Source organism: uncultured Campylobacter sp. (genome assembly GCF_937997465.1).
Taxonomy (GTDB): domain Bacteria; phylum Campylobacterota; class Campylobacteria; order Campylobacterales; family Campylobacteraceae; genus Campylobacter_A.
Genome location: NZ_CALKTQ010000305.1, coordinates 1 through 13177, shown reverse-complemented (window position 1 = coordinate 13177; position 13177 = coordinate 1). Strand labels below are relative to the sequence as shown.

Here is a 13177-nt window from a genome sequence, read left to right as displayed (position 1 = left end):
CCCGATTAGGCGTCGCAATCTACCCGCGAATTAAGCCTAGCTTGGCTTAATTTTTTAAACTCGTAAATCGCATTTAAAACGTTAAACCTATAACCGTAACTAAACAAGGAGTCCTTGATGGCAGTAACACAAGCGCAAGTAGCACAGCTTTACGTAGCGTTATTTAACCGCGCGCCCGAAGGCGCAGGCTTTAACGCATGGGTAAACGCGGGAGCAAACAGTACGATAGCTAAGATGGCTAATGACATGCTATCTTCTCCGGCGGCCCTAGCCTATTTTAACGGCAGCATAGATCACGATAGAGATTTCGTAGAGATGCTCTATAAAAATATCTTAGGCAAAGACTATTCTCAAGATCCGGACGGTATTAACGCCTGGGTAAAACACATTCAACTAGGTAACTCAAGAGGAGATACTGTAGCTAAGTTATTTGAAGTAGCTACTTCTGCTATAGCAAAAGCAGCCGACCCTGTAGCCGCTAAGGTATTTGAAAATAAAACGGCCATCTCTCAGTATATGGCCGAGAAGATAGCAGATATTCCAGCCGATCAAACCGGAGCTTACGACTACTCTTTATTCCAAGATATAATAGCGACTACGAATAATACCAACCTAGACGAGCAAAAAGCAAGAATAGACGCTCTTATAGCTCCTACTATCCACAACCTTTCAGCAGACGCTAACGACGTAAGCGGAACAGGCAAATCAGACGTATTTAACGGAGCAGTATCTGCTACTGTAGGACAAACTACGTTTAAAGCTACCGATAAGCTAGACGGCAAGGGCGGAAACGATACTTTAAATTTAGATCTATACACTAACTTCTACGGAATGACTAACGGAACCGGAGAGGTTAAGAATATAGAGAATCTAAATTTGACCAACAAGACTAACGGTGATTTAAGATTTGATACTAAATATATCCACAACCTAGAAACCATCACCTTAAACGGCGAGAATAAGGTAGACGTTATTAACCCGGAGAACAAAGTAAAACTTTTAGTCAACGATCTAAAACTAAGCGGAAACGGCGATACGGGAAGATTAAATCTAATCTATAATACCGACGTACTAGCCGGAAGCAACGACGACCAAGAGATCGTCGTCAACAACGTAAATATGGATAAAGACGCTAGAATAAACATAACTACCGTTAACGGAGACCATATAGAGGCTCTAACCATTAACGCCGTAGGAGGAGCTAGCAAGCTAACTAATTTTACATCAAATACGATTAGACAACCAGATCAAACCGCAAGCATAAAGACCATGCATATAAAAGGAACGGCTGATCTAACGGTAGATACTACGAGCGGGCTATATAGCTTTGACGCTACAGAATATAAAGGCAACAAACTAATCGCAAACGTAAAAGCCAACGGATACGTTCAAAGCATAAAAGGCAGCGGACAAGACGACGTATTTAACGTAACCGGAGCCAGCGGAAGAATCATACCTATCGACGGAGGAGCCGGCAAGGATACGGTAAACTTCATAGACGCTATAAACGGAAACCAGCACGTAGAAATGACGGGAGTGGAAGTACTAAATATCAACACTAACGCTTCGGTACTAGACTTTACTAGAGCGCAAGAGATAACCGAGCTTGGCATAAACGGAACTAGCGCTACCGTAAATATACTTAACTCTAAGATAGCAAAAGTAAACGCAAAAGCTACCAACTCTACAAACGTAACTATAAACAATAGTACCGATATAAGAGATTTCGTTATAGAAAAAGGTAACGGCAGCATAACCGCAAACGGAACAGAAAAGCTAAACGTAAAAGTAGCTAACGCTAGCGACGTACCTGCAAGTCAAGGCACTACTAGTGCAAGCGTAGTCTCAACTACCGTAAAAGAGCTAGACTTTACCCTAGAAAATACTACCTCTACCTATCCTGGTTTTACGCAAGATATAAACAGCGCATTTGCTCTTGAAACGCTAAACGTAGTAAATAAGACCGACAAAGATATAACGGCTAGTATTACGGCGATAAACGCTTCGGGAAGCCACGATACGAATGCCTACAACCTAAAGACTCTAAACGTAGAGACAAAGGGAGATTATACTATAAACAATAAGCTAAGCGGCATCAGTAAAATCAATCTAAAAGGTACAGGTGACGACACTAGCGTAACTCTTAGAGCAGTAGGCGATAAGACCTATCTTCCGGTTCCTCTTCAAGGCGTTCAAGATATTTCTTTAAAAGCCGAAGGATTAAAGAATTTAAGCGTAGCTAACGGCGAATATATAATGACTACTAGAAACGTAAGCCTAATATCTACTACCGATAAAGAGGGTGCTACTGTAACGTACGGGGAGATAGGAGATAGAGATAACGATAAAAAGGCAAACAACGTAACCCTAAGTGCCGTAGGACAAAAGACGTTAACCGTAGGAAATATAACCGCAGCGGGGGATGTAAGTCTGACTAGTAAATTTACGCAGGAGGGGTCGAGCGTTGGTTATGGGCTAGCAATGTCGGGAAGTTCTGTATTAGGCTCAATACTGGCTAAAAATTTAACACTAAATCATAGTGCAAATGCAGACATCTTAGACGGTATTGTCAAACTAAACGGACATCTAAATTTAACAGGAAATTTGACCGTTAATGCAAGCGGATATAAAGAGTTAAAAATGAGTACCGAAGATGACGGTGTATACTCGCCTCCTTATCATTTTCCATATGATTGGGAAAAGATAACTGTAGCTGGAAATGCCGTAATAAGCACCGTCGCGACTACAGCAGGGGCTATAGCTCAAGTTGGATCAATGAGACTTGGGCCGGGCACGTCTCATTACGCCTTTCAAGCAAAGACTATTACCATCAACGCCTCAGCAGCCGAGGGCATAAGAGACTCTGCGATAAAGTATAGCAATATGCATGCAACGGGAGGGGATATAAACATAACAGCAACCAACCAAAAATCGGTAGAAATGGCAGTCGTATGGTCGCGCGGTACCGCACAGGCGGATAGGGGTAGCGTAATTATGAATATGAACACTAACATAGATAACAGTTCAGTTACTATAAGAGATCGTATGGTATCGACCAAAGATATAAACCTAAAATTTCATGGACAGGAAACCTTGGATACTCGAAGTATTTTAGCGCGGGATGGAAATATAAATATCGATATTAAGGGCAATGGAATAGATGCAACAGCAAAACTTGGTATTATCGAAGTTGGAAGCGCAAATCAATCAAAACAAGATATTGTTATTCGTGCAAGTGATTTGAAATCACTGCAAACAAGCAACATAGGTAACCACTATGGCAATGTGACAATAGATACTGGATTGCATAATTATATGCAAACCGTCCAATTTGGTTCTATAACCGGTAGAAAGGTAACGCTAGAGCTATCAAACGTAACCCAACCTACAAATACAATATATGTAGGATTTGATACTGATTTGACAATAAATGCTTACGGTGCTAACTTTGCCAATAATGCTAGAATGGTAGGCAATCTAATCACTAATCCAAGTAAGTATTTTACGGCAAATATAACAAACGTAAAAGGAGAGCTAACAGGTGCTGCTACTACCGAACATATGGTACTAAAAGGAACCATAACAAATCCCGACAGTATCACTGCAAATGGCGGGAACTCAAACCTACTCGTAAATCTTACATACCTAAATAATATAAAAATCGTAGATCTAAGCGGATATAATAATCCTAGCGGTATAAATGAATTTAGAACATCCACAAACAATATAAAGCTAACAACCATCAAAGGTTCCACAACCAAAGACGACATAACCGTAAACTCGGCAAACCTAAAACTAGTCGATAGCGGCAAGGGCGACGATAAAGTAACCTTTACGATAACCCAAACCAAAGACGTAACCGTCAATCTAGGCGAAGGCAACGACACTATCACGACTGCGGCATTAACTGCTAATAAGAAATTCCAAATCAGCGGTGGAGCGGGTAACGATACGTTTAACCTAGGAGCTTCTACTACCGATGCTAACGCTAGTAAATACGTAACCATAACCGACACAAACAGAGGCGACAAGATAAGCTTAGGTAGTGCTGGTACGGCTACGTTACAAAAAATAGCCCTAAACGTAGACGGCAGAGCCGATCTAAAAACGGCTATAAACGATGCGCTAGGTAGTCTAAGCTCTACAGCGACAAATACTATCTATGCGGTATATTATGGCAACGATACGTATCTAGTAAGAGACGCTAACGGCGATAAGGCGTTAGATGCTAACGATAACTTAGTTAAACTAGCGGGTATCTCAAATTTCGACTTGTTAAATGCCAACTCGGTAACCGAGGGCGGAATAAACTATATCCAGATAACTAACGCGTAATCTTAAGTGGAGCGGAGTTTTTCCGCTCCATACGCTATACGACTAACGACTATCAACTCTATAGCCAAATTTACGCAAACATATCTAAATGTAACTCTTTTTAGTAAATTTAAACCCTAACTACTAACTGAGCAACAATCTTTTGCGGTTAGTCTCTTAACGAGCATACAAATCAGTAAAACTAATTTTTACTCCACGAGGCCATAAGGGCACTTTTTCCACAAACCAAACCATACGCAAAGCGATTTCCGATTTTAAAAAAGGCAAATTTAGATCGTGAGTACTGGGCTCCTAAAACTCGATTATTTATAAATTTAAGCGCATAAAAAATGTCGCCAAACAGTAAAATTTGAAGTTAAATTTGTAGATTTCGCCGAAACGCCGCTACCGCAAACGCCTCGGCAAGAGAGTCAAATTCGACCGCCCGAAGCGATCAAATTTAAGATAAAATTTACAGGATAAATCCGCTGCCGATAACCAGCTCGCCTCTGTAAAATACCGCCAGTTGCCCGCTAGCCACGCCAAATGCGCTCTGCTTTAGCTCGACCTCGGCGGTGCCGCCACCCAGCACTTTTACGTGCGCGTTTAGCCCGATACTGCGGTAGCGCACCTTGACGTCGCAGTCAAACTCGCTCTCGTCCACGAACAAATTTAGGCTATTTACCGCGATCTTACCGCGCTCGAGTTCCTCTTTTGGTCCCACGACGATGCGGTTATTTGCCGCGTCGATAGCGAGCACGAAATGCGGCTCGTGCGCCCCAAACACCTCAAATCCGCGTCTCTTGCCGATCGTGTAGTGCATGTAGCCGCTGTGCCGCCCGATCACCCTGCCCGCACTATCGACCACGTCGCCGGGCAGATCCGTCTCATAGTGTTTGTTTAGCACCTCGATATATGTATCCTCGACGAAGCAGATCTCGCTGCTCTCGGCTTGCTCGCCGTATTCGCGAAAGTTCGGCAGAGATTTCGCCAGCTCTTTTATATCTTTTTTAAATTTGTCTCCGAGCGGGAAAATCATATCGGCGATTATCTCCTTTGGCACCTGCGCTACGAAGTAGCTCTGATCCTTGCTAGGATCGGCGGCGACTCTGATCAGACCGTCTTGCACGCGGATATAGTGGCCCGTAGCGAGCTTTTCACAGCCGATACTTTTGGCAAATTTTAGTAGTTCGCCGAATTTTATAAAGTGGTTACAAAGCGCGCAGGGATTTGGCGTCTTGCCTTCTTTATAGGAGCTAACAAACGGCGTATAGACGTATTTGTCAAACTGCTCTTGCAAATCAAGCACGTGATAAGCGATACCCAGATACCCGCACGCACGGGCGACTTTATCGATATTTTTTTCATGATATCCGGGCTTTTTGTGTAGCTTCATATAGCAGCCCACGACCTCGTGACCCGCTTCTAGCAGCATTTTGGCGCTCATGGTGGAGTCGACGCCGCCGCTCATGGCCATTAGTATTTTCATTTTTCTTCCTATTGTGAGGGCTTGTCTTTTTAGCGCTTTTTACGGAGTTTGTAAATTTTCAGTTTGATGAACTATATGTTCTATCTACGCCGAAAATTTACCGCACAGCCGCAAAAATCATCTAAAAATACCGCACCCTAAAGTTTTGTATTTTAAATTCAGCTTTAAAATTTACAAATCTCGCCCTAGCCCCACAATAAGGCAAATTCGTATAAATTCGGTGCGATTATATAAAAATTAGCTTAATGCGCTATAAATTTGTAAATCTAGGTTCGCAAGCAGGGTCAGCATTTATCTTTGCTTGGGTTTAAATTTTATGCGCCAAGACGATGTAGAATTTACAAACGGCGATGACGCGGTTAAATTTACCGAATTTGACGCAAAAGGCAAACATATCGGCAAATCCGCTTAAAAAAATACAAACCAAACCGCGCGAACAAATTTGCAAAAATCAAAATTTAACGCCGAACGCTAGATAAATGCAGCCGGCAAATTTGCCGAGCGAATTTAACTAACCCTCAAGCCTTGCAGTATTTTAGAGCTTTAAATTTTCGCGTACCGTATGCGCCATCGTAGCGGCAAAAACAGCGGAAGTTAAAATCGGCAATTGACGCGAGCGGCGTCAAATTTGAGGATCGGTATAGCCGCGAATCACGATAAAAATCTGGCAAAAAGCGTAAAAGCGATCCCGTCAAGCTTCGCCAAATCCTCAAAATTCGAACAATTTTAGCAAACCGGCTTAGTTTAATACTCCCAGAATTTCATCTCGCACGGCGTCTAGATCATCGCTGATCGTATAAAGCGACAAATCCTCCTCGCTGACGGCTTTTTCATGTATCAGCGTGGTTTTGATGAAATCATCAAGCTTACTCCAAAACTCGCTGCCGATGAGGAAAATTTTAGCTTTTTTGGCGCCGATTTGCGCGAGCACTAGGATCTCAAACAGCTCATCAAGCGTCCCAAAGCCGCCAGGAAACACCAAAAACGCGCTCGAGCGCTCGATGAGGGCAAATTTGCGAGCGGATAAATTTGAAAAAACAAAGTTGCTCGTAGCGTATCTGTTCGTCACTTGCTCAAACGGAAGCACGATATTTAGGCCTATTGACGGGCTTTTGCCGCTCTCGTACGCTCCCTTGTTTGCCGCCTCCATCACGCCAGGCCCGCCGCCGCTAACGACGGCGAAACCACCGTCGGCAAGTTCTTTTGCGAGGCTAAAGGCCATTTTACAGTATTTGCTGTTTTCATCAAATCTAGCCGAGCCAAAAAACGTAACGCTAGGATTTTTATAAGTCGCAAAATCCCTAAATTTGGCCAGATCGTTTAAAATTTCATCCATTATTTCTCTTTTTCTTAGTTTAAATTTACGCGCTAGAGCTGCAAATAGCGGCTAAATTTACCACGCGAATCTAAAAGCAATGATAGCCAAAACGGATTTAAAAACAAATGACGCATAATTAAATTTGAGATTAATTTTAGGTAGATTTCAAATTTGCAAAGCTATCAAAGCGGCTTAATTTTGCTCAAATTTGCCGGCAATTTTAGCGCCAAACGGCGCAAACTCGCAAAGCAAACCCATTTTAAAATCACAAAACCGCCGCCTTAACCTTTAACGCAAATTTATGCGGTGGTTTCTAAAAATGCGGCGGCTTGCAAATTTAGGCCTCCAAATTTGCTCACGATTTCGTGCTAAATTTGGCCGAATACGACTTGGTTTTAAAAAGCGCCCCAAGGCGGAATTCGTCCGATTTTAGCCCTTAACGTAGCTGCTCGAGACGCTCTTTTTTCGTACCGATCTGAGTGATCTGGATGCCGAAGTTGCCGTCCACGATGACGACCTCGCCTAGAGCCACAACCTTGTCGCTGATCAAAATCTCAAGCGGGTCGTTTGCGAGCTGATTTAGCTCGATGACCGAGCCTATGTCCATCGTGAGCACGTCTTTTAGCAGCATTCTTTTTGAGCCGATACGCACGTGAAGCGGCAGGCGCACATCCATGATGAGCCCGATATTTCGCATTTCCTCGATACTTAGATCGCCTTTTGCAGGAGTTGCTTGCTGGGCCGGTTCTTTGTGATCTTTATTTAAAAATTTCACCAATGCAAAGTCAAGCACGATAGCGATTTGCTCGCTGACGTCTCCGATTTTAACGGAGTAGACGTATATTTTTTCAAACGCGTTCAAATCAAAATTTGCGCTCTCGTCGAGGAAATTTACTTTCGCTACCTCGAAATTTAGCTTCGGCATGCCTTTTTGCGCGCCAAGGCTTGTGGAAAACGCGCCCATAATATTTGAAAATACCTCTTTAGCGGCATCTAGCTCGTCCTCGCTTAGATTTTCGTTGCGCGAGATCTCTTCTTCTCCAAGCATCCATTCGCCGATCGCGCTCATCAGTACCGGCGTGGCTACTAGTATCATCTTTGCCGTCGTATCGCCGCTAACGGCTATGTTTGCAACGGCTAGAGGCGGCTTTATGCCTTCTTGCTTAGGAGCGTCGTATTCGTTTCTCTCACCTATCTCGGGCGTCCTACCCGTTAGCCCTTCGACCGTAGCCTTTACCTCGTTTACGAAAATTTTAAAAAAATCATTCATTGTTTTCATCCTCGCCTAATATATCGTCGTCTTCGTACTCATCCTCGTGCTCAGTACTCATGAGTTTTGCCCTGCGCTCTTCTTCGTACTGCTCGAGGATATTTTTGATCTCGTCTTTGTCGCTTCTGATTAGCTCTTCTATACGGATAGATTTTCTAAATCTATGCAGCCCGACCTCAGCCAAAAATACCTCTTTTTTATCGATCGTTACGATAGCTTTGTCGTTTGCCGAGCGGTCAAGACGCAGTATGTCGCCCTCTTTTAAATTTAAAAACTCGTTTACGCTAACGATACTTTTGCCCAGTATCGCCTCATATAGCACCTCGGCTCGCCCGATCAGCGTTTTTAGCTCTTTGTTTCGGCTCTTTTTCGCGCTCGTTTCGCCTAGCATTATGTCGCGGTTGGCTAGACGGCTTAAGATCGGCTCTAGGTAGATGACCGGATAGCAGATATTTATCATGCCGCTTGAGTTGCCTACGATGATCTCCATGACGACCATTATAACGATCTCGTTTTGGCTTACGATTTGCACGACGTTTGGACTGCTTTCTTTAGCCTCGACGTTCGGGTACATATCGGTGATCATCGACCAGCTCTCTTTTAGGCGCTGCATCATCATCCTTAGGATCGCATCGAGTAAATTTACCTCGATATCGGTTAGCTCCCTGCTAGTCTCAAAGCCCTCGCCGTTACCGCCTAGCAAGCGATCTATCATCGGAAACGCGATACTCGGGTTTATCTCCAAAACGCAGTTACCGTCAAGCGGCTTGATCGAAAAGACGTTAAAGCTAGTAGGGCTCGGCAAACTCATCAAAAACTCGCCGTATGTCATCTGATCGACGCTGTGCAGGCGGATCTCCACGATACTTCTCATGACGCTTGAAATTTGAGAAGCCAAATTCCTCGCAAGCTTGTCGTGTATGCCTTTTATCGCGCGCAGCTGCTCCTTGCTCACGCGGTTTGGGCGTTTAAAATCGTAAATTATTACCTGCTGCTGTTCTTCTTTTTTTGATTTTTCGCCGATAGATTCGCTAGCATCGTCGTCGTCCACGACTTCTAGTAGCGCGTCTATCTCTTCTTGACTTAAAATGTCCGCCATTATTTACCCTCAAGCTTTTTTCTTATTTTTTCCATCAAACGCTTATGTATCTGCGAGATCCTACTCTCGGTAATCTGCAAAATTTCGCTGATCTCCTTTAAACTCAGCTCTTCGTAATAATAAAGCTGTACGATGAGCTGATCGCGCTCCTCAAATTCGTTTAAAATTTGAGTTATCTTTTCTATCAAATCCTCTTTTTCGACCCGTTCTAGCGTATTCTCCTCACTCATTAGCTCCATTTGATCGTCGATGTTTAGGACGGCGACGACGGCGCTCACGTTCCTTGCTTCGCTTACTTTTTCTACGTCAATACCTAGCTTTCCTGCGATATATACATCGTCGGGTTCGCACTCAAATTTATTAAAATACTCATTTACTAAAGCCTCGATAGACTTTACCAAAGTACGGTCCGAGCGGCTAACCACGTCAAGCCCGCGTAAAAAATCAAGCATCGCGCCGTAAACTCGCTTTTGCGCATAACCCCAAAAGGAGTCGTTTTGCTCTTTGTCGTATTTTCTGGAGAGCTTTACCATCTCCTCCAGCCCAGCGCCGATCAGGTCGCTAACGTCGATATGAGCGGGCAAACGCTCCTTTAGCCTAAAAGCCATCGCGCGAAGAGCGGGCGTGTAGGCTAGCACGACCTCGTCTTGTTCTTTTTTTAAATTTGAGGCATAAGGATTATGCGGCTTTTGCATTTCTTTCGCCATTTTTACCTAGCGCTTGTTTTATTAGGATATTTTCGCTAGCTAGCTTACTTAATATATTATCTATACGCTTTTCTCTAAGAGCTAGTTCTCCGATGAGATAATCAGCTGTTTGCTCGTATTGCTCTTTATCAAATCTCTTTTTAAACGATAATCTGACGTCGATATAGTTCATTATGATAACGTGAATCACGAGATAAAAGAAAAACGTAATCACAAAAGTATAAAGTAGTATTTGTATTGGATCATTCAACTTTAATGTCGAAAAAACGACTCCCGTAAAAAATCCGCAAACAGTAAAAAATGCTATAAAATTTTCCGCTTTCAAAACTAAATCCTAAATTTAAAATTGCTCAATCATGCGCTTAAAAAAGGCGCTAAAGCTATTGACTTGACCATCTTTAAGCACTTTTTGTTCCAATCTCGAAATAAGCCTTTGAGCTATCTGATTTAACTCCAAGCTCGGCAGACAAAATTCGCTATCGTCGGTAAATAGCGTGCGCTGTTTTATACTCTTTGAGACGTTTTTATCCTCGCTAATAGCGCCTAAAAACTCCAAATTTAACGGATTTTCGATATTTGCCTTGGCTACCTTGCGGATATGCTCAAATATCCTAACCGCCTCTTTTTCGCTCTTTACCATATTAAAAAGCATCGAGATGTTGTCTTTATCTTTTGAAGTGATTTTTATAACGGCATAAGCGTCCGTTATCGCGGCGGGATCGGGCATAGTAACCACCACGACCTCGTCTGCAGCCTCTAAAAATAGCCGCGTGTTTCCGCCTATACCCGCGCCCGTGTCGATGATGATAAAATCAAGCCCGTCAAGGTTCGCCGACTCGGCAAAAAACTGCTCGCACAAAAATTGATTGTTAAATTTTAATATCTCCTCGCCGCTTTCACCGGGAATCAGCGTCAAATTCGGCTTTATCTCGATCAAAATATCTTTTAAGGAACATTCGCCTTTTAGCACGTGAAGCAAATTTTTATTAACGCGCACGTTTAAGATGACGTCTAAATTCGCTAGCCCTATGTCCGCGTCAAAAAGAGCGACTCTATACCCGCTTTTGGCCAAGACGTTAGCCAAATTTGCGCTTATGGTGCTTTTGCCTACTCCGCCCTTGCCGCTAGTTACAGCGATAAAATACGTAGTTTTTGCCTTGGCTTGGGCGGCCACTATGCCTTTTAGTTTCTCGGCCTGATTACTCATTATGTTCCTTGCTAAATCCCTCTAATACGCAACTTACTAAAAATTCGCTCTTTGCCACCAAGATATCGTCAGGTACTTCCTGTCCGACGGAGAAAAAACTAACCGGTTTATTCGTCTCGTAAACTAGCGAAAATACGTTACCGAAAATTTTGGTTTCGTCAAATTTGGTGATAATCAGGGTGTCGATGTCAAGAAAGCTAAAACCGTTGTAAATTTCAAGCATATCTTCGATCTTTGCCCCGGCCGATAGCACCAGGTGCACGTCTATATGCGCATCCGAGCTTTTTATAAACTTTTCTAGCCTTGACAGTTTTTCTTTATCGTACTGCGAGCTGCCCGTGGTGTCTATGAGGATAACCTCGCAGTGATTTAGCTGCTTTAGTGCGTTTTTAAAATCATCAACTTCGATAACATCAAGGATCGGTAGCTTCATCATCTTTGCGTATTGAAACAGCTGCTCGACCGCCCCGATACGGTAGGTATCAAGCGTGATGATGCCCGTTTTTGCACGCTTACCGTCTCCATACGCAAATCTTGCAGCAAGTTTAGCTAGAGTCGTGGTTTTACCAACTCCGGTCGGCCCAACCAGCATCATTATCTTTTGTTTTCTATCGTCCTCTTCGCTCCTGCACGGTAGCATCTTTCTAAGCAGCGAGCTAAAATATCTCCTAACCGCAGTCGGATTAGCCTTCATCTGAGGCGACATATTTTCCACGGTTATTTTCATTATCTGCTCTAGGTGTTCCTCTTTCATGCCGCTATTTTTGGCATCTTTGTAGATGCTGGCAAACTCGGGCGGTATGCTTAGGTTGTTTCTAGCACCCGCTCTCTCCTCCCAGAACATATCGGCTATCATATTTACTTTTTCGCTTAGCATACTTACTTGCCTTGCGACGTCGTCTATCTTTTTATCGTAGTTTTGATCTTGGCGACTAGGCATAGTTTCGATATTTGCTATTTGGCTTATCTCTTTTGCGGCTTTTGAGATGTTTAGGAGTATGTCCTCGCCGCTATTTTGAACGGTTTTGTAGTTTTGATTTTGCGAGGCTGAGCTCGTGGAGTTTTGGCTAAAATTTGCCGCAGCTAAAGCGCTTTGAGCTTCGACTTCAAAAAGCTCGCGCTCGTCTAAAATAATCTTTTGCGGCCTTTCCTCTTTTGCTGCCTGAGCGCGCAAAAACTCCTCGTAGCCCTTTAAATTTTGCTTTTGTGGCTGATTTTTTTTCTGCTCGCTCGCGTCCTCTTCGACGCTGACCAAAATTTCATAAAGCGGCTTTTTGTTTATCGTCTTTGGCTGAATTTGCTTCGTCGTTACCAAGATCGCCCTCTCGCCGCACTGAGCCTGCGCCTTTTTTAGCGCTTCCATACTGCTCTCGCCGGTAAACGTATAAAACTTCGTCGCCAAATCTTCTCCTTCGTTTCTCGCTAAATTTAGCTGCCTTTAGCCCAAATCGTCGCGGCAAAGGCTATGCATTTTCCGTTCCCGCTTCAAATTTAGGCTTTGCGGCCGCTAAATTTTAAAATTTCACTCCGCTTTTGCTAACGCGCCTCATCGTCCCAAGCGGCAAAATCACGCTAGCCCTGCTTTGCGCGCCGGGATGCGGTAGCACCAGCCGCGCATCGTTTCTGTTTCGTCCGCTAAAATACAAAATATCTATATCAAGCGTCCTAGGCGCGTTTTTAAAGCTTCTCACGCGCCCGAAACGTCTCTCTAAATTTGCCGTTATTTTTAAAATTTGCCTCGCGGCAAGGCTTGTTTGCACAAGCATTACGGCG

General features: G+C 43.6%; 11 protein-coding genes. 1 reads left to right on the top strand and 10 read right to left on the bottom strand.

Annotated features, from left to right (window positions below; all coding sequences use genetic code 11):
* The first annotated feature begins 117 nt into the window (after positions 1 to 117).
* Entirely contained in the window at positions 118 to 4335 is a 4218-nt protein-coding gene (locus Q0546_RS10380) for a hypothetical protein (RefSeq protein WP_298792799.1), read from the top strand.
* A gap of 451 nt (positions 4336 to 4786) precedes the next feature.
* Here the strand turns inward: Q0546_RS10380 and mnmA are convergent, their stop codons facing one another.
* From mnmA to folK, 10 genes are all read right to left on the bottom strand, one after another.
* Positions 4787 to 5803: a tRNA 2-thiouridine(34) synthase MnmA gene (gene mnmA / locus Q0546_RS10375; protein ID WP_298792796.1), complete on the bottom strand. Its 1017-nt coding sequence runs from the start codon at positions 5801 to 5803 to the stop codon at positions 4787 to 4789.
* A 307-nt stretch (positions 5804 to 6110) separates the two neighbouring features.
* Positions 6111 to 6251: a hypothetical protein gene (locus Q0546_RS10370; RefSeq protein ID WP_298792794.1), complete on the bottom strand. Its 141-nt coding sequence runs from the start codon at positions 6249 to 6251 to the stop codon at positions 6111 to 6113.
* Between the two features lie 291 nt (positions 6252 to 6542).
* A complete protein-coding gene (locus Q0546_RS10365) occupies positions 6543 to 7139 on the bottom strand; it encodes a TIGR00730 family Rossman fold protein (RefSeq protein ID WP_298792792.1) in 597 nt (198 codons plus the stop codon).
* A 418-nt stretch (positions 7140 to 7557) separates the two neighbouring features.
* A complete protein-coding gene (gene fliY, locus Q0546_RS10360; RefSeq protein ID WP_298058950.1) occupies positions 7558 to 8391 on the bottom strand; it encodes a flagellar motor switch protein FliY in 834 nt (277 codons plus the stop codon).
* Positions 8384 to 9490 carry a flagellar motor switch protein FliM gene (fliM, locus tag Q0546_RS10355; protein ID WP_002947559.1) on the bottom strand — a complete coding sequence of 369 codons (1107 nt, stop codon included), beginning with the start codon at positions 9488 to 9490 and terminating at the stop codon, positions 8384 to 8386. Before fliM ends, fliY begins: the two co-directional genes overlap by 8 nt.
* Positions 9490 to 10185, bottom strand: coding sequence for an RNA polymerase sigma factor FliA (locus Q0546_RS10350; protein ID WP_171992833.1), 696 nt, complete (start codon positions 10183 to 10185; stop codon positions 9490 to 9492). The genes fliM and Q0546_RS10350 overlap by 1 nt, the downstream gene beginning before the upstream one ends.
* A complete protein-coding gene (locus tag Q0546_RS10345) occupies positions 10169 to 10369 on the bottom strand; it encodes a hypothetical protein (RefSeq protein WP_298792790.1) in 201 nt (66 codons plus the stop codon). The genes Q0546_RS10350 and Q0546_RS10345 overlap by 17 nt, the downstream gene beginning before the upstream one ends.
* Before the next feature lie 168 nt (positions 10370 to 10537).
* Positions 10538 to 11404, bottom strand: a complete 867-nt coding sequence (locus Q0546_RS10340; RefSeq protein ID WP_298792788.1) for a MinD/ParA family protein — start codon at positions 11402 to 11404, stop codon at positions 10538 to 10540.
* The gene (flhF, locus tag Q0546_RS10335) at positions 11397 to 12806 is read right to left on the bottom strand and encodes a flagellar biosynthesis protein FlhF (RefSeq protein ID WP_298792786.1); all 1410 of its coding nucleotides are present in this window, start codon (positions 12804 to 12806) and stop codon (positions 11397 to 11399) included. Before flhF ends, Q0546_RS10340 begins: the two co-directional genes overlap by 8 nt.
* Before the next feature lie 112 nt (positions 12807 to 12918).
* The coding region (gene folK, locus Q0546_RS10330; RefSeq protein ID WP_298792784.1) for a 2-amino-4-hydroxy-6-hydroxymethyldihydropteridine diphosphokinase at positions 12919 to 13177 on the bottom strand (259 nt) is incomplete at its 5' end.

Bases quoted from the DNA above. Each gene is read 5' to 3' on its own strand.
- Q0546_RS10380 (WP_298792799.1), top strand. From the start codon at position 118: ATGGCAGTAACACAAGCGCAAGTAGCACAGCTTTACGTAGCGTTATTT.
- mnmA (WP_298792796.1), bottom strand. From the start codon at position 5,803: ATGAAAATACTAATGGCCATGAGCGGCGGCGTCGACTCCACCATGAGC.
- Q0546_RS10365 (WP_298792792.1), bottom strand. From the start codon at position 7,139: ATGGATGAAATTTTAAACGATCTGGCCAAATTTAGGGATTTTGCGACT.
- fliY (WP_298058950.1), bottom strand. From the start codon at position 8,391: ATGAATGATTTTTTTAAAATTTTCGTAAACGAGGTAAAGGCTACGGTC.
- fliM (WP_002947559.1), bottom strand. From the start codon at position 9,490: ATGGCGGACATTTTAAGTCAAGAAGAGATAGACGCGCTACTAGAAGTC.
- Q0546_RS10350 (WP_171992833.1), bottom strand. From the start codon at position 10,185: ATGCAAAAGCCGCATAATCCTTATGCCTCAAATTTAAAAAAAGAACAA.
- Q0546_RS10345 (WP_298792790.1), bottom strand. From the start codon at position 10,369: ATGAACTATATCGACGTCAGATTATCGTTTAAAAAGAGATTTGATAAA.
- Q0546_RS10340 (WP_298792788.1), bottom strand. From the start codon at position 11,404: ATGAGTAATCAGGCCGAGAAACTAAAAGGCATAGTGGCCGCCCAAGCC.